The following is a 19,751-nucleotide window of genomic DNA, read 5'->3' as shown; positions in this document are numbered from 1 at the left end:
CTGGCTAATCCGGAGTGTTTACCTTGTGTTTGCGAAAACGTTTCCAAATTAAGGGTAAAAGGGTAAGTACCAATAAGCTGAGGCTTGCCCCCACCAAGGGCAGTAGGTTGCCAGTGGTGAGCAACTGATCGCCGGCCACCCCAAACCAGGTATAGACCACAATACTGGGAATTAAACCAATGAATGTGGCTAGGCTGTAGTGCCAGGCTTGAATATGGGTCAGACCAAAGAGAAAATTAACAATACTAAAGGGGGAAAAGGGGGTTACCCGCACGGCAAGCACAAAAATAAATGGATTGGCAACCACAGCTTGATTAAACCGTTCCATAAATCGATGATGACCCAAACGTCGTTGTAGCCAGTCATGGAAAAGATACCGCGCTAACCCGAAGGCAGCGATCGCCCCCAAGGTGGCCCCTAACAGTGACCATAGGCTCCCCCAGAACAGACCGAAAATGGCCCCCCCGGCAATGGGAAACAGGGTCGCCGGAATCCCTAAACTCGTGGTCAGGGCAAAGAGGAGAACAAAGAGAATAACCGCTTGATTGCCCCAACTGCGAATGGCTTCGACTAGGGCCCCATAGTCAAATAACCAACGCAGGGGCCCCACCAGCACCAGGCCCAAACCCGCAAGGATCAACCCCCCTAACCAAACCCGTGGATTTCTCAGCAAATGTCCCTTCAAAACACGCTCTAGGTCACACTTTCAATTAACTTTAATTAGATAATGCCGGCTGCTCCATCGCCCGGGCCAATTCGGCGGCAACTTCCGGCCGTGAAAATTCGGGAGGAGGCAATTCACCCCGGCGCAGCATTTCCCGTACCTTTGTTCCCGATAGGTGGATGCGCTCACTGGGGCCACTGGGACTGGTTTTACTCGTGGCCATGGATTGGGTGCGGGTGCAATAGAAGGCATGTTCAAATTTCATCGGGGTGATCCCCAGTTCCCCTGGTTGGAACCGATCAAATATATGCTGGGCATCATAGGTGCCGTAATAGTCACCCACGCCCGCATGATCCCGGCCCACAATAAAGTGGGTGCAGCCGTAGTTTTTCCGCAATAGGGCATGGAAAATCGCTTCCCGGGGGCCGGCATAGCGCATGGCCGCCGGATTGATCGCTAAGATAACCCGATCCTGGGGAAAGTAATGGTTCAACATAATTTCATAGCAGCGCATCCGCACATCCGCAGGAATATCATCGGCTTTGGTGGCCCCGACGAGGGGATGCAAAAACAGGCCATCCACCGTTTCTAGGGCACATTTTTGAATGTATTCGTGGGCGCGATGAATGGGGTTCCGGGTCTGAAATCCGACAATGGTTTGCCATCCCTTTTCCCGAAAGAGGGCGCGAGAATCCACTGGATCAATGCAGTATTGGCCAAACTGGGGATGGGGATGCCGCTCTAGGAGCCAAATGGGCCCTGCCAGATTCACATCCCCTTGGCGATAGACGACGTTGACACCGGGGTGTTTTTCGTCCTCAGTTAAGTAAACGCACCCGGCTTCTTCGGTTTTGTCGTAGGTATATTTTTCCGTGAGTTCTAACACCCCTAAAAATTTACCCTGGGCATTATCCAAGCGGACTAACTGACCCAGTTGCAAGGGGGCGGCTTCCTCCTGGCGCACCGAAAGCGTCACCGGAATTGACCAGGGCAACCCATTAGCAAGGTGCATGTCCTTGACCACCCGTTGATAATCCGCCTGGCCCATGAAACCAATGAGGGGACTAAAGCCACCAATGGCAATGAGTTCCAAGTCGGAAACGGCCCGCTCATCTAGGACTAAGCGAGGGAGTAAGTGGGCTTGATCCAGAAATTCTTGGCGTTGGGCTGGATTGGCAATGCGATGAATTAATGTACCGCCGTGGGGGGCAATGGCATCTTGACTCAATTTAAACTCCTGAACTGGGTCTCGACTTTCTATCCTACCCCTGGGGCGATCGCGATCCATAGCTGTATTTTTCCCGGATTTTTCACTTGGCGACCGTTTAGAATGAATGTCAAGGGATGGGATTAGCCCTCAAGGGAAACATCCCTATCCCAGAAGACGATATATTTCCAATGGGATTTCCAATGGAGGGCAAAATTTAATGGTACTCCAAATTAATCCGGTGCAATCGCCGCCACTGGTCACCTGGGAGTCCTTGCCGAAGGATTATGTTCTCGCGGATGAGCCGGTGGAAAATATTCAACAACCGTTGCTGGCGGCGGCCCTAACCGAAGCCCTGGGTTCCTATGGATTCATTCAGCCAGAGATGCTCATTGCCAGTAATTTTGCCTTGGTGGCAAGGGTGGACAATCGCGTCGTGGTTAAGGCCCCTGACTGGCTCTACGTCCCCCAGGTTCAAACGGTGATCCCTGGAACGTTGCGACGCAGTTATACGCCCTATTTGGAAGGGGATCCTGTGGCAGTGGTGATGGAATTCCTCTCCGATGAAGACAATGGGGAACTATCCCTCCGTTCCACCCCCCCCTACGGCAAACTCTATGTCTATGAGCAAATCTTCAAGGTTCCTAACTACGTCACTTTTGATCCCTATACCCTGCGTCTGGAACTGCGTCGATTAGAGGGAAACCAATACCATCTGAAAACGGCCGATGCCCATGGACGATTTTGGATCCCTGAGATGAATCTCTTTCTCGGCACCTGGCAGGGGAAACGGTTGGGACAAACTATAACTTGGCTACGTTGGTGGGATAGGGAGGGAAATCTGTTGTTTTGGAGTTCGGAGCAGGCGGAGACGGAACGGGAACGGGCAGAGCGGGAGCAACAGCGGGCTGAGGCCTTGGCGCAAAAGCTGGAAGAACTGGGTATTGATCCCAATACTTTGGGATAATCTAAATCTTTGTTCATGACTTTACTTCTCCTAGGGCTGACCTCCATGTGGCGGAAACGTTCCCTTCTTCACCAAGCCTGGCAACAGTATCAGCAGGAGCAATGGACTGCGGCGCGTCAATTGGCGGAGCGTTTTGTGCAAAATAATCCCCAGGCAGAAGGATTTTATTTGTTGGGATTGGTGGCGGAGCAGGTTGGGGCACCATTGGAAGCGAGAAAATACTACGAGCAGGCGATCGCCCTGGATACTTGGTATGCCCCGGCCCATTATAGTTTTGCCCTCCTCCTGCACCATCAAGGCCGTACCGGTGAAGCCATTGAGCATTACCAACGGGCCCTAGAGGTGAATCAAGACTGGGCCGAAGCCCACAATAATTTAGGGAATGCCTATCTAGACCTAGGGCAATTTCCCGAAGCGATCGCCAGTTATCAGGCAGCCCTGGCCCGGAATCCTGATTTAGTCAGTGCATTGTATAACCTCGGGATTTGTTTCCATGGGTTAGGTCAACTCAGCGAAGCGATCGCCTGGTATGAACAGGCTCTCCATCTCAACCCTGAGGATGCCGATGCCCACAACAATTTGGGTAGTCTCTATCTAGAGCTAAACCGCCTTACCGATGCCATTGCAGAATTTCAAGGAGCGATTACGGCCAACCCAGAATTATTAGCAGCCCACTACAATTTGGCCTATGCTCTACAATGCCATGGGAATTTAACCGCCGCCCGCGATCGCTACGGGGAAGTATTACTCCGCAATAACAAACACCCCCAAGCCCTCCTGCAAATGGGCCATCTCTGCTTAGCGGAAAATGATCTCCTAGGGGCCGTTACCCACTATCAGCGTTGTCTGAGTTTAGATCACATGAATGGGATGGCCCACAGTGGTCTAGCCACGGCCTTGTTTGAAATGGGTGACTTAGGCCCGGCCCTGGAGCACTACAACCAAGCTATTCATCTCCTGCCCACGGATGCGGAACTGCGCCTGAATCGGGGCATGTTGTTGCTGTTGCAGGGAGATTTTGACCAAGGCTGGCGGGAGTACGAATGGCGTTGGCATCGGGACACCCCATTGCGCCAGTATCCCCAACCCCGCTGGCAGGGATCGGACTTAGCGGGAAAAACCATTTTTGTTTATGCTGAACAGGGCTTAGGGGACTGTATTCAGTTTTGCCGATTTTTACCGATATTGCACCAGAACGGAGCGCGGGTTCTCTTTGAAGGGTATCCGGCCCTATCCCGTCTGTGTCAGAGTTTAGCTGGTGTCACCCTTCTGGAACCGGGGGATGATCTACCCCAGTTTGATTACCATAGTCCGTTGTTGAGCTTGCCCCAGTACTTAGGCATTGATCTAGAGACCATTCCTAGCTCTGTCCCGTATCTGACTCCCCCCCCGTCTCCCTTAACCTTAGAGGGCGATCGCACCGTTGGCCTGGTTTGGGCCAGTCGCACAGTTACGAAAACGGCGGCAAAACGATCCTGCGCCTTGGAGGAATTTCTAGCCCTAGGGGAAATACCGGGGGTGAGATTCTACAGTTTACAAAAGGAGCGATCGCCAGCGGAACTTGAGCAACTCGCGGCGGCGGGCATCACGGACTGTAGCCCCTACCTGAATGATTTGGCAGATACGGCGGCATTAATTCAGCAACTGGATCTGGTGATTACGGTGGATACGGTGGTGGCTCACCTGGCCGGGGCGATCGCCAAGCCAGTGTTCATCCTATTGCCCCATGTTTCCGATTGGCGGTGGTTATGGAATCGCCAAGATTCGCCCTGGTATCCGACGGCGCGGTTATTTCGTCAACCCGATCGCGGCAATTGGTCGGAGGCGATCGCCCAAGTGAAGACGGTTCTAGGGGAAATGACTCAAGAAGAGCATCAGGAATGATCAAAAATACGGTCAAACCCTGCCAAATCCAAATTCACCATGATCGAGAGGGCCTGAAAACAATCCTGGGCCAGGGGCCAGCGTCCTTCCCGCTCTAGCATTTCAGTGAGTTCTGTCTGGAGGGGAATCAGGTAGCGAACATCATTGGCAGCATAACGCAGTTGGGTCTCCGAGAGATTGGTCGCATTTCCCCAGTCAGAACTTTGGGCAGATTTATCCAGTTCAACACCGGTAATATCCAAAACTAAATCCTTGAGACCATGGCGGGGACTATAGGTACGGGCTAATTTACTGGCAATCTTGGTGCAGAATACCGGGGCAACCTGAATACCCAGGTGATGACGCAGGGTGGCCAGATCAAAGCGGGCAAAGTGAAAAATCTTGAGACAGTTGGGCTGCTCCAGTAAGGTTTTCAGGTGGGGGGCCTCCTTCTGTCCACGAACGACCCGAATCACGGCAACATTTCCCTGGACATCACAGAGTTGCACTAAACAAAGGCGATCGCGGGCGGGGTTCAGTCCCATGGTTTCCGTATCAATGGCCAGGCGATCGCTAGCTAGGAAGGTGTCCAAGGCTGCACTGGAAAGATCGCCATCAAAAATATCTAGGGGAAAATCCATTTACTGAAGTCCTACAAAAGAAAAAGAGAGCCTTTAACAGGTTGAATCTGGGGACAAGTCGGGGCTGAGTTGGGGACAAATCTAGTTGAGGATCACTCAAGTCTCCCATACCCACCCTAAGGAACAACCGCCCAGAAGAACCGCACCCAGTTAATTTACCCCATCTAAGGGGCGGGAGTATGGCACAATAGGGGCCACCGAGTACCCTTGGCGTTTTCCTGCATTAGACTGAATCCCCAATTAGTTAAGGGGCGATCTCTAACCCTTGAGTAGTTGGTTAAGTTTTGCCCTAATTTGGGGAACAGATTTAATCGGTTGGCCATATCGCCCCCTACCACTGGCCGCCGGTAAGCTGGCCCATTCATAGGAAAGCCGATCTAATGCCGGCCCTATCATTAATTGATCGCAAAATTCTAAGGCTTCCCGTTTCTTGTCAATGAGCCATAGGGCCGCTTGATCCTGACTTGCTGGAGAAAAATCAGGGAGATCAAGGGCGTGTTTACATTCATCCCATGTTGTTGAGAGAAACTGATACCGGCCAGCGGCATCGCTGGACAAGGGGCCAGATTTTTGAATCTGCCGTGGATGGTCTGAGAAATCAGAGAAAAATTTATAACTGAAAATTGTACGGTAGCCATGAGGCCCGTCGGTTCCCTCTGCCCATGCGATCGTATCCAGCCAGGCCCGCCGCGCTGCGGTGATGTTGTAAGTTACTTGTCCGGCGGCGATCGCTGTTGAATGGGAACACACTAGAAATTCAGGCTTTGCCTTGGCCCGTAGCCAACCTAATACCCGCTCTAGATCGGCTTCCCTAGGGGTGACAATACAGCCAGCACTACCACGGCCCCTAGGTTGATGGTGGTTTGCGTCTAGGTGGATACCGAACGCTGATCGCCCATAGGTTTGAGTACCTGCCATGGGTAGCAGATCAATCCAGTAACGCCCGATCGCTTCGCCCCATGATGATCCAGCATCTTCAATGGGCCCAATTTTCCAGCGACCAGGAGGGAGAGGCCGCAAGCTACCAGGAAAATCGCGTGACCCTGTATTTAGTGCCTGGGCATAGGGTGAACCGCTATAGGCATTGATTTGATCCACTGGGCGATCTCCATTCATTAAGGAGAGATGCCACCGGATCAGGCCGTGGTCAGTGATCGGTGTTGGTTGAAACCGCAAACTAATCATTACCGTTGATCCTCCTGGGCTTCACAGGCCCACTGGGCCGCCGGGCCATCCTGAATGTTAAAAAGTTGATTAGTCAGGGGGTTATTTAATCCCAAATTTACCGCTACCAGAATGGCAATTAATTGGTACTGACGGCGATCGCATTCTTCTAGGCTAGTAATGCGAGACTGCAAACTTTGCAGCATCCCTAGCAGTTCCCCAATGCGAAGGGTTAAATTCTGACATAGATCATCTGTGGCCATTACTGTTTCCTAGTCCTACACATTTACGGTCTGATCATGGATTTGTTCTAGCATCAGAGGATCAAGGAATTGATAGTCACTATCGAAATACCAAAATTCTATTCTGATGTCCCATATCCAGGGGGGGATAAAGTATTTCCAAAAATAGAAGTCTGATCCATTGGGGGGAATAAAACAGATTTGGTAATAGTTGAGAGGAATTTTGTAGCTAGAAAATAGGGCTACTTCCCCAATTTGGGCCGAACCATGCTGATTTAGCAGGTATCCACCGCGTAGCATCCCGCCAAACTGCCAATGGGGTTTAGCGATCGGACTAGAACATCCAACCAGTAGCAAGTAGTTAGGGGTAATTATTTCTTCTGGTTCTAGGGGGAATGCAAACTCAGGGGGAGTATCAGGATCGGCGGTCTTAACAATGGTTTGCAAGGTTTTCCAGTTCCCATACTGGCCCCAATTTCCAGTAATGGGGGGCATATTCATAGAAACGGCCTCAGAATATCATCTGAGTGACTCAGAAATTGATCTACGTTAATTCCTTGATCTAGCAAGCATTCTAAATAATCGTCTGGATCACCTTCGCCCCTAATGGCCCGGGCCAAAATCTGATTCCGGTTAACATAATGGGCAACCTCTGACGGGTCAGGATTCGTTAGGTTAATCCCCAAAAAATCAGGATTAACCTCTAACTGACTGAATAGAAGCTGCCCATTCATCCCTAGTAAACCGTACCGGGAATGTAGCTAACCAGATTACGGATATTTGCCGCCTTCGCTGTATTCAAGATTGCAGCTACCGCTTCCATTTCCGTTTCCGTTTCAGTGGCCGGCCCAAAGGGAACGACCACACCCTGGCCACCGTATTTGATATAGGATTGTCCGGTAAGCTTAGATGTTTCCCGGTTCTCAGATTGGGCCTGACGGCCAGTAACGATAGATACCCGTGGGGCCAAGAATCCACGAAGCCGAACGCCTGTAGTATCACCGCCGGCCCGTAGGGTACAGCGGGCCGCGTTTACATAGGTCGTGATGGGAGCGACAAACCGCTGTGAGTTAACCTCTTGGATCAGTTTTTTCCCTTCTGCTAAAAAATCAGGATTAAAGGTGGGAACCAAGACTTGAGCCGGATCAGGCCGTGGGACGCGCCGTTCTGGATAAGACACTTCACGGGAACCATCTAAATAGCTGAGTAGCATTTGCTTTGCTGTACCGCTAGGCCCGCGCAAAATTCGTAAATATCGTGATCCGTGCCGTCTGCCCATTGTGGAACCTGAATTAGTTGTAAAACCACTTTAACCACTGCCCTAGACTGCAAACGAAGCTAACAAACCCTATAGGGTTCGTCCTGTGCTGTTACGTCAAAATTCAACTATTGGATTCCGGCGATCAGTGGCCCGAGCTACTAGAACGCGATCATGGGTGAGGCCCCATATCGAAATGCTGGCCCATCTGAATCTGACAAAGGCCGTCCTACGTCTAGCGGGTAGCCTGATTGATTCCTGAAGGATAACGGCCGGTGGCCCTAACTCTGGGTAATTTTGGCTACTGGAGTGTTCAACAATCAAACTGGCATCGTAGGGAACCTCAGCAACAGCACAAATTTTTTGGATTAGTCCAACCGCTTCAGCTTGACTTAGGGCATAGATTTGGAAATTGAACCCGTTCTCTGGTTGCTTGTAGGTAATTAGTTTTTTGCCGCGTGACCACCGCCAACCTTCACCGCCGCCAAACTGTACTTTGATCCGGTTTGCTAGTTGGGTTAATTTAGCCGGGGTGATTGTTTGGTAAGTTTCATTGCGAAGCCTAAAACTAACATCGGCCCTCACTGGAGAGCGATCGCTAGGTACGGCCTCCGGGTCTTGTCTGAAGTGAAGTTTAACCAGGGGCCTAAAGGTTTGCTGTTCTTGATACTGATCCGTAGGCAGGCCATAGATTGGGGCCTGCATATCGGCCATTTTTCGCACAATCCCATAAAACAGCCATAGTCTAAGGAGCAACATGGGGGCCGAATCCTCACGCTCTACCAGGCAAGCGATTCTTAGGCTACTTCTGGGTACGGTTAAATCATCATCGTCTATATCCTTAAACTCATCTCTGACTAAGCGGTTATGGGCAGACAGGAACACGCTGTAGAGATGGGCACACGGATCAAAGTCTTCTGGCAAACTCATTAGGTTAATCCTCTGGAGATGGGGGGTATAAGTGTGAATCCTCAATTTCCGGGGATTGACTATCATCTAATGCCGATTCGTAGTCATCCTTGATCGCCGTGTTATCGGCAATTTCACCCTCTGGAGTATCCCCGGCGAGAGCGTCCATTAATTCCTGCTTCTGAGTGCCTAGTAATTCTGTTTGGCTCTGAATGTTGATCACTTCCCCGGCGATCGCGTCCAGGTTATCTACTAATTCCTGGGTGGCCTGAAGTCTGGTAAAAAATCTATTGGAAAAATTGGGCCGGGGATTCATCCAGCTATAGGCCCGCTCCCCTACTGCCCTAAACCGCTTAAGAGCATTACCAATTTTTGCAACGTATTCCCCTACAATTTCGATTGCTTCTAGGATTGAATAGCCGATGGATTGAATAGACCAAACAATATTCGCGGCCGCTTGATAGATTCTGTTCAACTGATGCCAAGTTTTGACACCGCCGTTATAGAGTTCTTCCCCCATGATTGAAATTAGGAATTGCTCTACAGTAGACCCCAATAACTGAGCAACGCTGATCACGTTGCCCTCCTCGTCTTTTGGTTGCCAGCCAGGAATCTGTAAAGCATTGTCTAGCAGAAATAGGATTGAGATTCCCAAATTTCTAGATAGCATCGCCCCATTATGTAGGGTAGTGATCAAGGTTAGATAATTGGTCACGCGATCAAAGTGAAGCCTTTGACTAATGGTGTTTAGGAATTGTTGGGCCTTCTTTAACCCCGTCATGATCGCCTTACCCGTTGAGTTAGTGGTTAGGGTGACATCTACGGCATTCTTGGCCACTGCTACCGCCGGATCGCCTGTAACCTCATCAAATGTTTCTATTGACCGGGGGAATGTGTGCAACCCTTGACGAAATGCCACCGCCCCAATGATTCCGGTAATGAGGCCGGCAATTCCCAATACTTGAATATTTCCGGGGTTCTCACCATCTGGGGCCATCTGATCTATGGATTGCCTAACCTGTTGTTCAGGGGCGATCACCGCTTGGTGATTCTCATTAAAAATCGTGCCCCCGCCTAACAATTCGTAGGTTTTCCGGGAATAGTCGCCCGGATCAACTAATGCCCATTGGGCCGTTTGGTTGAAATCTTGAATCGTAGCGGCCGGTACTGTACCCGGCAAGACTTGAAACTGATGGCTGTTTAGTTGGCGACTACCACTTGACCCCGTAACGTAGGCTAACTGAACTTGTTCTAACTGGGGCCCATTGGCCGCCCCTTGTTCATCCTCCTTATTCAAGGCCTCCAGAATTTTGTTTAGGAGGGTCATAATTAACCCGTATGGCCCTAACTCAAACCGACACGCGCTTGCTGAGTTTGTTGGATTTTCCGGGCCGGGGGTGAACTGATAGTTAGGCTGTCCTTGGGGGTTGGGATTGTCCTGGCCTTGGGGGTTGGGGTCAGTGGTAGATGTGACCTGCTCACCTGGTACGGGGGATGTGATGGGTAAAGGTTGGGGTTGGGGTGATGGTTGCCGGGTTGTTCCTGTGTTCTCAGTAGCCGACGGGATGGGGTCAGGATTGCTAGGGGTGACAGTTTCAACGGGTGGATCACCCAAAGGCTGATCGGGGTTGAATGGGTTGGGGCTTGCCGGGGCATGGGGAGAGTAGGGGGCGTTAGGGTTGTAGTCCGGGGGATTGTTGGGATAGGCCGGATCATGGGGTCTCTCTGGGTTAGGGGAGGATGGCCAGGCCGGCGGGTTTGCATCACCTGGAACTGGTACGGGTCTATTGTTGGGCCCGGCCGGGGGAACGGGATTATTAGGGTTGGCCGCCGGGGCTTCTGGCTGTGGACTGGGTAGGGGGTTAGCCGGTGATGCTCCAGGAACGGCCGGGGGGCGTGATTGGGGGCTGGCCGGGGTAGCTCCAGGAGATGGCCTAGGGGTTGGGGGAAAGCGATCGCTAGGCGTGATTGGGGGCTGACCTACGGGCGAGAACGATACCTCACCTCCTTGAATGTCATTCAGAATGCCGCCTTGAGTGACTCCAGAAACGAACCAAGTGGAGCCGGCCCCATTTCTCATAAACCAGCCGGTGCGACCTACGACCTTTTCAAATCGCAGTGAAATGGGCCCTACCGTGTTCCCCCAGGTGCCACCATTAGACGAAGTGATCCAGTTTCCGCTTGTGCCACTCTGCCTATATTGAGTTTTAGAAAACTTGACCGTATAGGTAATGGCTTCGCTGGCTTCTGTTGGATAGAAGGGCCCATTTTCGCCGGGGGGATATTTGACGGGGGGATTTAGGTCAACTAATGGCATCCCCAACGCGGTGCGAGTGACTACATCCCGAAAGTTAGCCAGGGGTGAGCCATCGTTAGCATCCCTTAGTTTTTTGTTGTAGAAGTCTTCAAGCTCTCGCTGTCTGGCTTGCCTTTGGCGAGATATATCCTCTAGCTTGCCAACCTCATCAATCAAAACAGGGACGGCAAGGGCCGGCCCTAGCAATTTTCCCAAACCACCTAACCCGCTTGGTGGCTTGGGCAGTTTGGGTAATTTGGGGATTTTAGGGAGTGGGATTTTAGGGGATGTTGGGGCCGGGGTCTGAGGGGGCAAAGAGCCAGGATGGGGGTTTGGGTGCTTCGGTATCTTCCCAAGGTCAGGGAGTGGCCGATGCGCCTCCTGGATACGCTGGCGTAGTAATTCTTCTTTATAAGGGCATTCTTGGCCACTGCTACCGCCGGATCGCCTGTAACCTCATCAAATGTTTCTATTGACCGGGGGAATGTGTGCAACCCTTGACGAAATGCCACCGCCCCAATGATTCCGGTAATGAGGCCGGCAATTCCCAATACTTGAATATTTCCGGGGTTCTCACCATCTGGGGCCATCTGATCTATGGATTGCCTAACCTGTTGTTCAGGGGCGATCACCGCTTGGTGATTCTCATTAAAAATCGTGCCCCCGCCTAACAATTCGTAGGTTTTCCGGGAATAGTCGCCCGGATCAACTAATGCCCATTGGGCCGTTTGGTTGAAATCTTGAATCGTAGCGGCCGGTACTGTACCCGGCAAGACTTGAAACTGATGGCTGTTTAGTTGGCGACTACCACTTGACCCCGTAACGTAGGCTAACTGAACTTGTTCTAACTGGGGCCCATTGGCCGCCCCTTGTTCATCCTCCTTATTCAAGGCCTCCAGAATTTTGTTTAGGAGGGTCATAATTAACCCGTATGGCCCTAACTCAAACCGGCACGCGCTTGCTGAGTTTGTTGGATTTTCCGGGCCGGGGGTGAATTGATAATTTGGGTTGGGGCTAGGGTTGGGATTGTCCTGGCCTTGGGGGTTGGGGTCAGTGGTAGATGTGACCTGCTCACCTGGTACGGGGGATGTGATGGGTAAAGGTTGGGGTTGGGGTGATGGTTGCCGGGTTGTTCCTGTGTTCTCAGTAGCCGACGGGATGGGGTCAGGATTGCTAGGGGTGACAGTTTCAACGGGTGGATCACCCAAAGGCTGATCGGGGTTGAATGGGTTGGGGCTTGCCGGGGCATGGGGAGAGTAGGGGGCGTTAGGGTTGTAGTCCGGGGGATTGTTGGGATAGGCCGGATCGTGGGGCCGTTCAGGGTTAGGGGAGGATGGCCAGGCCGGCGGGTTGGCATCGCCTGGAATTGGTACGGGTCTATTGTTGGGCCCGGCCGGGGGAACGGGATTATTAGGGTTGGCCGCCGGGGCTTCTGGCTGTGGACTGGGTAGGGGGTTAGCCGGTGATGCTCCAGGAACGGCCGGGGGGCGTGATTGGGGGCTGGCCGGGGTAGCTCCAGGAGATGGCCTAGGGGTTGGGGGAAAGCGATCGCTAGGCGTGATTGGGGGCTGACCTACGGGCGAGAACGATACCTCACCTCCTTGAATGTCATTCAGAATGCCGCCTTGAGTGACTCCAGAAACGAACCAAGTGGAGCCGGCCCCATTTCTCATAAACCAGCCGGTGCGACCTACGACCTTTTCAAATCGCAGTGAAATGGGCCCTACCGTGTTATGTTGGGGCCGGGGTCTGAGGGGGCAAAGAGCCAGGATGGGGGTTTGGGTGCTTCGGTATCTTCCCAAGGTCAGGGAGTGGCCGATGCGCCTCCTGGATACGCTGGCGTAGTAATTCTTCTTTATAAGCTTCGGCCGCTGGAACTAGATGGGGGGGAATCAACTACCCTTACCTAGTTTGATGTGTAGCTAGTTGGTAATGCTGTAGCTGACAATTCGCCCACCCCATTACTCCAAATTTTTCCCTGACCGCGCCAACCAGCAACCAAGGGGAGATATAGGACGATCGCTAACCGTTCCGGGTTGGTTGATTGATTTTCAAAAAACACGCTTTGCACGTTTGCCGCCCGGGCCGCTTGACCTGGGGCCACCACGATAGTAGCGGATGGGTTGACCTCAGCTAGGGCTGAAGCTGCCCATGCTGCAAGTTCTTCCAAGGTATTCACATTACTAGGGATGTTGGCTGTAGTGAATGCAGTCATTTTTTTTATTCCGTTAGAATTACTATCAGAATAAGCCTTGTTTTTTAACACTGACAACAGCGTATTTTAAGTAAAATACCTATTAGTAAGAATCCCTAGAACCGTTACCAGTTCAAGGGATTGGGGTTTAGAGAAACTGTTTAGGAGATTTTCAATTCGTATTTTATCGCATTCTAACGGTTAAAGACGTAGTGAAAATTAATCGAAATGGCCAGGCAGAACCGCTAACACCGGAAACCTTTGCAAAGGTTTACAATGCCCTAAATCCACCCCATAAATTTATCTTGGGGCTAACTTGGCATTGTGTAGAACGGGCCGGGGCCATCTGCCAGTTACGGCGGGCCGATTGTTTTGATTCCCGTGGCAAGCCGTTAGCGGCGATCGTAATTTCTCGGGCCACCCGCAAGGATCGGGTAACTAGGGAAATTCCGGTAACACCTAGCATATTCCGCCTATTGAGTCAGATTCCCCTAGATGATGGCCCATGGCTGTTCCCGTCTTATCTGAATCCTAATCGGCCCGTTCCCACTGATACTTACAAACTGGCTCTATCCCAGGCTTTCAAAAAATTAAGGATGGTTGGCTATTCTTCACACTCTGCCAGGAGGGGGGCGATCACTACATTGGCGAGGGCTGGAGTGAACGCAAGGGTAATTCAGCAAGTTAGTGGGCATCGTAGCCTAGAAAACCTACAGCGATACATAGACACTTCCAAGCCTGAAATAGAACGGGCGATCGCGCTGCTCTAATAGTTGTTGGGCCGCCGCGATACTCCGATCGCTTTGCTGTAGGCATGGGGCTGTTAACGGTTTTGCTTCCCTAGATACTTTGCCTTGCGTTTGCCATGGGCATCCCTCCAGCAATAGTAAAGGTAGGGGCCATGACCATTAACTCTACGATGTTCTAGCCATCCAGCGGTTTGATTGTCGTGGTTCAGTCTGTCTAATTGATTCTGGCATACATCAGAACCGCTAGAAACAGGCTGATCCTCCTGGGCTTGGGTTGATTCGCCTAAAAACCCTTGGGGGCATTTTGGGGGCTTTGGGGGGTTTTTAGTAGCTACTACTTTGGTTTCTCTGGGATTCAATGGGGGGCGATCGCTTGGGTTATGCCGATTTTTAGGCAATGTCATCCGACAAATTTGCTGCCATAAGGGAAGTTTCCTAACTTCCACCGGATCAAAACCATCAGCAACGGGTAAAACTTCTGATTCTTGTTTTGGCTCATCTAGATCAAAGTAGGCCCCAATGAATCGCTTTTTTGCAAGCTCCAGGTCTTGGGCCTCCAGGGCCTCATCCATGGTGAACTGATGAAATTCTTTAGCCATCACCTAGCACCTGGCGATTAGTCTCAATCGGTTGAGGGCCAAAGCTATCGGGTAGATCGTCTAGTGAAATTGCCAAAACTCTGCAAAGGGCCTTTACCTGTGGAATAGATAGCTGTGGAACGCTACGGCCACGTTCCCAATTTCTAACTGTGGCCTCAGTTACTCCTAAAGCTTCGGCAAGCTCAATCTGGGTAAGGCCTACTTTAGTTCTGAGTAGCATAAGCGGTGATAAGTAGTTTTTAGTCATTTTACCGTAAACTGATTGACGGTAAGCGTAAATTGATTTACGCTTAAACCAGAAAACAAACAAAGCGATCGCCGGTTGGCAATCGCTCAGGGAGTTTTCATCTTTTTTTCACCCTAACGCGATCGCGGCTAAGAACCGGCGATCGCTAATTCCCCCATGCCTAACTTTATATTTCTGCCCAGAATTCAAACAACGTTCAACCTTGAACACTTAGTAAGGATTGAGTGGATAGATTCTGAGATTCAGATTGTACGTTTAGACTTTGTGGACGGCGATCCCCTGTTTATCGAAATGGCAGAGGCCCTAGAGCTTGAGAAATGGATCGAGCAATACTTTCCAGTGTTTTCGGTCAGGGCCGTAAATCCTCCACAAGATAACCCAGATGATTTTTAATCCGCCTGGAGTCACTGTCTTTTTTTTTCACCGTATCGCGATCGCGGCTAAGAACTGACGATCGCTCTAACTGCCATGAATGATTTTGTAGACATCCCAACTTTTTTTAAGGTGGGAAACCACTGGGTTAACTTACAAGCGATTGACTGTATTACTGAATTTCAGGCCGAAGGCAAAGCAATGATTTTTGTTTTGCAGATCGGGGAGTCACGGATCCAAGTTTCAGGTGCGGGGGCGATCAGACTGCGAGCCATCCTAGCGTTTCTGGATGACATCACAGATCGCGCGATCGTTCGTCTAGCCTGCCCTAATTTTCCTAATGAACAGGAATCAACTAGCTCAGATTGGGATGCCGCCGTTGACACAGCCAGCCAGTACGAATCCCTAAACAAGGCTGATTACTTCACGTTTTAGATTAATCCGCCTGATGAGTTCCCTTGAAGCCAGGGAACGAAATTGCCCCTATCCATTGGGGCGATCGCGGGTCAGCTTCCAACCCTGATCGGCACAGATGCAAGCAAGTGGTAGGGCTTGAGACTGAAATGGCCTAAGGGCTTTGCGTCTTCTCGGCCTAACCACTTGCCTAAATCTGTTCCCCTTTGGGCTTGAGAGGGAATAGCGACAGTTTGGGTGATTCAGAGCCTAAAAATTGGGGAGTGTTGGAAATTCACCCGATGGAGTTAATTAAATGGCCAGAATTGTAGGGTTAGATATTTCTAACTCGTTCATTTATGCTGCGAGTTTGGATCATCCCGTAGATCAGCCCAGAGAATGGTTCAGGGAAAATAGGGAGATGATCGCTAGGTATGATGCTGAATCCGCTGGAATTAAAGCCTTACTTGCATTGAAACCTGATTATGCCGTTTTAGAGCCTACAGGAGTTCACTACGGAAAATTGTGGGCCGATCATCTGGCAGGGTCAGGAGTAAAACTGCTTTGGGTTGGTCATGCTCAACTAAAATCCTACCGATTGACCCTAAGACTGCCCAACAAAAATGATCAAGCGGATGCCTTTGCATTGGCACAGTACGGGCAGTGCCACTTAGGACAATCAGGCTATTTCCTAGCCTTTGATCTACACTCAACAGGCTACCAGTTGAGACAATCGGGCTTACAGATTCGTTATCTTGAATCCCTAACCACTGAGATTAAGAACCGCTTGAGACAACAGTTAAGCCATGAATGGCCCGAGGTATCGCAGTCTAAAACCAAAGGGGCACTATGGCGGTTCATTGCCGGCCGGGCCATCCCTGCCAGGATGCAAACGATCTATGGCCGTTGCCTGGAATCCAGCATAGGCAGTGGATTGAGTGACTTTACCCAATTCCTAGCTAACCAATTAGTCACGATTGAAGACAAGATCAGCCAGATTGAGGCCGAAATGGTTGGCCTATACCACAATCCTTGTTTTGCCGCCTATCAACGGGTCTTTAGTCAATATGGCTTTGGTGATCGGGTTGCTAGTTGCATCTTGAGCCATATTTATCCGCTTGAGAATTTCCTAGGTACTGATGGACTGGAAATAGTGGAAACAGTGAAGGGGAACAATGGCAAGCCTAGCAAGCGGTATCGGTCACTCAACAGTTTTAAGCTAATGCTAGGCATGGGCCTGGTGGAAGACTCCAGCGGTAAATCTGAACGCTGGATACCAGGAGGATCAACCCTATGCCGCCTATCCCTCTGGCAGTGGCTCTTTACCAGGATAGAAGTTAAGCGTAGCCGGCCCAAGAGCGATCGCGGCCAACAGGTAAGCCTAGAACTTGACCGCCTGAAGGCAACAGGTACGCCGATCAAGTTAGTGCGATCGCGGGTTATCCGCAAGGCTGTTGAGTGGCTATTCTATGACTTGTTAGATGCCTTGTCAGAATAAAACCATCCCGTGACACAGATTAAAGGCCCGATCATCATGGTTGGGTCTTTTTTGTTGATTGATCAGTAGACTAGAGGGAAGACGCTAGGATTATTTTCATAGCAACAAACCGATCTATTTCCAGGAAGGCTTTAGTTCCGTGGTTAAATTTTTATCAACGTTTATTTTAGCCATTCTCTTGAGCAGTATTGCTGCCCCTGCCCCCAGGGCCCAGGTTCTATTGCCACGCACCCTAGAGCCTAATCCAGCCGATATGGAGCGGGATGGCTTGACAGTGGCCCAAGAGGCGTTGCAACTCGCCCAATTTCAACAATTTGGGGATGCCCTTGTCCGGGCTAAATTAGCGGCCCAACTGGCCCCGGATACCTATGAGATATGGGCCCTATTGGGGGGACTCCATCTGACGGTGGGCCAGGCCGAAGAAGCGATTACGGCCCTAGAGCGATCCTTGGCCCTGAACCAAGAAAATTCTGGGGTGTATTTTAATCTGGGTTCAGCCTATTTTCGCACTAAGGACTATGGCCGCTCAGTGCGGGCGATAGAGCAGGGGTTGGCCATCAAAGATGATACCCCGGAGGAATGGTTTAATCTGGGCAATGCCTATATGATGCTTGACCAAGGCAGTCGGGCGATCGCTCAGTACCGCAAAGCCATTAACCTAGACAAGAAGTTTTGGCCAGCCTTTAATAATATTGGTTTAATTCAGTACGAGCAGGGAAATATTCGTCAAGCCATTCAAAACTGGCAAACAGCGGTTGACCTGGACGACAAAGCTAGCGAACCGAAACTGGCCCTAGCCACGGCCCTATTTAAGCAAGGTCAGGTGGCCCAGGCTCTCCCCCTAGCGGAAGAAGCGATCCAACTGGATAGCCGCTATGCCACGGTGGAATTTCAGCGAGAAAATCTCTGGGGCGATCGCCTCGTGAGTGATACCCAAGCTCTGCTGGCCAATCCCCGGTTGCAGGCGGTGGTTTCCCAGCTAGAACCGGCAACAACTCCCGAATAGGCTCAACCTGATTACAGCTTGAATCTATTGGCTTAAAATATTTCTGATTGTCCGGGAAAATATCTAGCGAAACGTTCCCAGGATGAATTGAATCACCCCTTGAATGAACCACTCTAGGGTGTGTTCTAGGCGCGTCAGCCAGCGATCGCACCAAAGGAGGCATTTCTCTAGCCAATGGAGTTCATAGCCCATAAATGCCGCGTCAATATCAATAATCAGTTGTTCTGCGTACTGGCGATCCCTGCTCTCCATCCGTTGGGACGTTCTGTTGAATTCATGGATGGCATTGACGGCGGTAGCGACTGGGGCGATCGTGTTCTCTATGTTCTCTACTTCAAAGATTGATGCCCCTGGGGTTATTGGCGAAATTGACCCAACGAGGGCAAAACGGGGTTGGGCCGTGGGTAAGCCTAAGCCCGATAGCCACAATGAAAATCGCTCCCAGAGATTGAGGGCCCCAGGCAACGATTTGACAGGCGCACGCTGGGGTTCTTTCCCTGGAAATTGAGGATTAGGACATTGACGACTAGAACCCTGGATGCCCCAACGCCGTGACCATTGGCAACATCGCTGGTAATAGCGGGCTACGTGCCAAAAAATCCGGTGATGTAAAATTCGCTGTTGCTCAGGACTAAGGAGGGCCAAGACTTGATTGGCAGTATTCACTAAAACTAACTGGCGATCGCCCAATTGACAGGCCACCCCCTGAATCGATCCTTTGATCGTTGCGATCGCTAATTGGCTAGACTCTTTCTCAATGCATCCCTTTTCGATAACTTGCAGTTCCGTAGACCCTTGACCCTGTTTCCTGAGTTGAGTTAATTTTCCGAACCAATGCCCCAGACGTTGAACAAGGGACAGGGGTTTAGGGGAAGTTAGGGTAGATGATGGGAGTGGTGCTAGGGAAGTCGGAGCAAACGCGGGCAACGAAGTATGAGTTTGGGGCATCCCAGCAATATACCGAGAGGAGTCTAACTGAATCACTATAGGCTGAGGCTCGGTTTTACGGATCCTGCGAATGAATCCCCGGCCCAATCGTTGTGCCCAGGCCAAGGGCTGAAAACGGCCAGGAGACTGCTTGTTAAGCCTGGGTGTGCCCTGAGACTCAGGACTAAGTTGTAGGGGAGAGGGGCTAGGGGCAAGCCATTCAAATTCCAAGCTGGCCAGAATACTATCTAGGGGTTCATCTACAGAGGGGGGGTGTGGGGGTCGTGTACTAGCCCGAAGGTGCTGTCCCTGATGATGAATCTGTTCTTGAAGGGTTGGGGTCAACCAGGGTTGATTTTTAAGGAATTGTAAAAAGGGATAGATCAAAGACTGTACCCCAAAGGAAAGGGAAGACCTCACCTGCCGTTGGGTTCTGTGCCACTGGTGCGTTAGACCCTGCCATTGCCGCCGCCAAAAACGAAAAAAGTTACTTTCGTAGGATATGGTCATGAGTTGGGCCCTGCTGCACCGTCAGTCCTAGGATCGCATTTTTTG

20 protein-coding genes are annotated in these 19,751 nt (G+C 51.0%); 6 read left to right on the top strand and 14 right to left on the bottom strand.

Translation table 11 applies throughout. From position 1 onward, the window contains the following. Positions 1-4: 4 nt before the first annotated feature. Both L3556_RS16110 and sat read right to left on the bottom strand, forming a co-directional pair. Positions 5-685, bottom strand: coding sequence for a TVP38/TMEM64 family protein (locus L3556_RS16110; RefSeq protein WP_277868352.1), 681 nt, complete (start codon positions 683-685; stop codon positions 5-7). A 31-nt stretch (positions 686-716) separates the two neighbouring features. After that, positions 717-1,892: a sulfate adenylyltransferase gene (gene sat, locus L3556_RS16105; RefSeq protein ID WP_277868351.1), complete on the bottom strand. Its 1,176-nt coding sequence runs from the start codon at positions 1,890-1,892 to the stop codon at positions 717-719. 199 nt (positions 1,893-2,091) lie between these two features. On the opposite strand from sat, the gene L3556_RS16100 reads away from it, so the two are divergent. Beyond that, positions 2,092-2,838 (top strand): Uma2 family endonuclease, encoded by a 747-nt coding sequence (locus L3556_RS16100; protein WP_277868350.1) that lies wholly within the window; start codon positions 2,092-2,094, stop codon positions 2,836-2,838. A 15-nt stretch (positions 2,839-2,853) separates the two neighbouring features. Next, positions 2,854-4,722, top strand: coding sequence for a tetratricopeptide repeat protein (locus L3556_RS16095; protein WP_277868349.1), 1,869 nt, complete (start codon positions 2,854-2,856; stop codon positions 4,720-4,722). On the opposite strand, the gene L3556_RS16090 is transcribed toward L3556_RS16095, so the two are convergent. From L3556_RS16090 to L3556_RS16050, 9 genes are all read right to left on the bottom strand, one after another. Then, on the bottom strand, positions 4,713-5,342 hold the full coding sequence (locus L3556_RS16090; RefSeq protein WP_277868348.1) for a ribonuclease H-like domain-containing protein: 630 nt from the start codon (positions 5,340-5,342) through the stop codon (positions 4,713-4,715). The genes L3556_RS16095 and L3556_RS16090 overlap by 10 nt on opposite strands. A gap of 258 nt (positions 5,343-5,600) precedes the next feature. After that, positions 5,601-6,527 carry a glycoside hydrolase family protein gene (locus L3556_RS16085; RefSeq protein WP_277868347.1) on the bottom strand — a complete coding sequence of 309 codons (927 nt, stop codon included), beginning with the start codon at positions 6,525-6,527 and terminating at the stop codon, positions 5,601-5,603. Next, positions 6,527-6,769: a hypothetical protein gene (locus L3556_RS16080; protein ID WP_277868025.1), complete on the bottom strand. Its 243-nt coding sequence runs from the start codon at positions 6,767-6,769 to the stop codon at positions 6,527-6,529. The genes L3556_RS16085 and L3556_RS16080 overlap by 1 nt, the downstream gene beginning before the upstream one ends. A 15-nt stretch (positions 6,770-6,784) precedes the next feature. Further along, positions 6,785-7,249 carry a hypothetical protein gene (locus L3556_RS16075; protein WP_277868346.1) on the bottom strand — a complete coding sequence of 155 codons (465 nt, stop codon included), beginning with the start codon at positions 7,247-7,249 and terminating at the stop codon, positions 6,785-6,787. 235 nt (positions 7,250-7,484) lie between these two features. Further along, positions 7,485-8,027, bottom strand: coding sequence for a hypothetical protein (locus L3556_RS16070; protein WP_277868345.1), 543 nt, complete (start codon positions 8,025-8,027; stop codon positions 7,485-7,487). 96 nt (positions 8,028-8,123) lie between these two features. Continuing rightward, positions 8,124-8,936: a hypothetical protein gene (locus L3556_RS16065; RefSeq protein WP_277868344.1), complete on the bottom strand. Its 813-nt coding sequence runs from the start codon at positions 8,934-8,936 to the stop codon at positions 8,124-8,126. A 4-nt stretch (positions 8,937-8,940) separates the two neighbouring features. Beyond that, positions 8,941-11,427 carry a hypothetical protein gene (locus tag L3556_RS16060; protein WP_277868343.1) on the bottom strand — a complete coding sequence of 829 codons (2,487 nt, stop codon included), beginning with the start codon at positions 11,425-11,427 and terminating at the stop codon, positions 8,941-8,943. A gap of 5 nt (positions 11,428-11,432) precedes the next feature. Beyond that, entirely contained in the window at positions 11,433-12,884 is a 1,452-nt protein-coding gene (locus L3556_RS16055; RefSeq protein WP_277868342.1) for a hypothetical protein, read from the bottom strand. 233 nt (positions 12,885-13,117) lie between these two features. Then, positions 13,118-13,426, bottom strand: a complete 309-nt coding sequence (locus L3556_RS16050) for a hypothetical protein (RefSeq protein ID WP_277868341.1) — start codon at positions 13,424-13,426, stop codon at positions 13,118-13,120. 191 nt (positions 13,427-13,617) lie between these two features. Between L3556_RS16050 and L3556_RS16045 the strand changes: the two genes are divergently transcribed. Then, positions 13,618-14,175 carry a site-specific integrase gene (locus tag L3556_RS16045; protein WP_277868340.1) on the top strand — a complete coding sequence of 186 codons (558 nt, stop codon included), beginning with the start codon at positions 13,618-13,620 and terminating at the stop codon, positions 14,173-14,175. A 53-nt stretch (positions 14,176-14,228) separates the two neighbouring features. On the opposite strand, the gene L3556_RS16040 is transcribed toward L3556_RS16045, so the two are convergent. Both L3556_RS16040 and L3556_RS16035 read right to left on the bottom strand, forming a co-directional pair. Then, positions 14,229-14,753, bottom strand: coding sequence for a hypothetical protein (locus tag L3556_RS16040; protein ID WP_277868339.1), 525 nt, complete (start codon positions 14,751-14,753; stop codon positions 14,229-14,231). After that, complete coding sequence (locus tag L3556_RS16035; protein WP_277868384.1) at positions 14,746-14,973, bottom strand: helix-turn-helix transcriptional regulator; 228 nt, start codon at positions 14,971-14,973, stop codon at positions 14,746-14,748. Before L3556_RS16035 ends, L3556_RS16040 begins: the two co-directional genes overlap by 8 nt. A gap of 495 nt (positions 14,974-15,468) precedes the next feature. Between L3556_RS16035 and L3556_RS16030 the strand changes: the two genes are divergently transcribed. The 3 genes from L3556_RS16030 (at position 15,469) to L3556_RS16020 (ending at position 18,269) form a co-directional block, all read left to right on the top strand. Beyond that, on the top strand, positions 15,469-15,807 hold the full coding sequence (locus L3556_RS16030) for a hypothetical protein (RefSeq protein WP_277868338.1): 339 nt from the start codon (positions 15,469-15,471) through the stop codon (positions 15,805-15,807). A gap of 274 nt (positions 15,808-16,081) precedes the next feature. After that, on the top strand, positions 16,082-17,263 hold the full coding sequence (locus L3556_RS16025) for an IS110 family transposase (protein WP_277868337.1): 1,182 nt from the start codon (positions 16,082-16,084) through the stop codon (positions 17,261-17,263). 139 nt (positions 17,264-17,402) lie between these two features. Continuing rightward, a complete protein-coding gene (locus tag L3556_RS16020) occupies positions 17,403-18,269 on the top strand; it encodes a tetratricopeptide repeat protein (RefSeq protein WP_277868336.1) in 867 nt (288 codons plus the stop codon). Positions 18,270-18,332: 63 nt separating this feature from the next. On the opposite strand, the gene L3556_RS16015 is transcribed toward L3556_RS16020, so the two are convergent. Further along, entirely contained in the window at positions 18,333-19,706 is a 1,374-nt protein-coding gene (locus tag L3556_RS16015) for a hypothetical protein (RefSeq protein WP_277868335.1), read from the bottom strand. Between the last annotated feature and the right edge of the window lie 45 nt (positions 19,707-19,751).

Source organism: Candidatus Synechococcus calcipolaris G9, assembly GCF_029582805.1.
In the GTDB taxonomy this organism is placed as follows: domain Bacteria; phylum Cyanobacteriota; class Cyanobacteriia; order Thermosynechococcales; family Thermosynechococcaceae; genus Synechococcus_F; species Synechococcus_F calcipolaris.
This window is presented reverse-complemented; position numbering and strand designations above follow the sequence as displayed.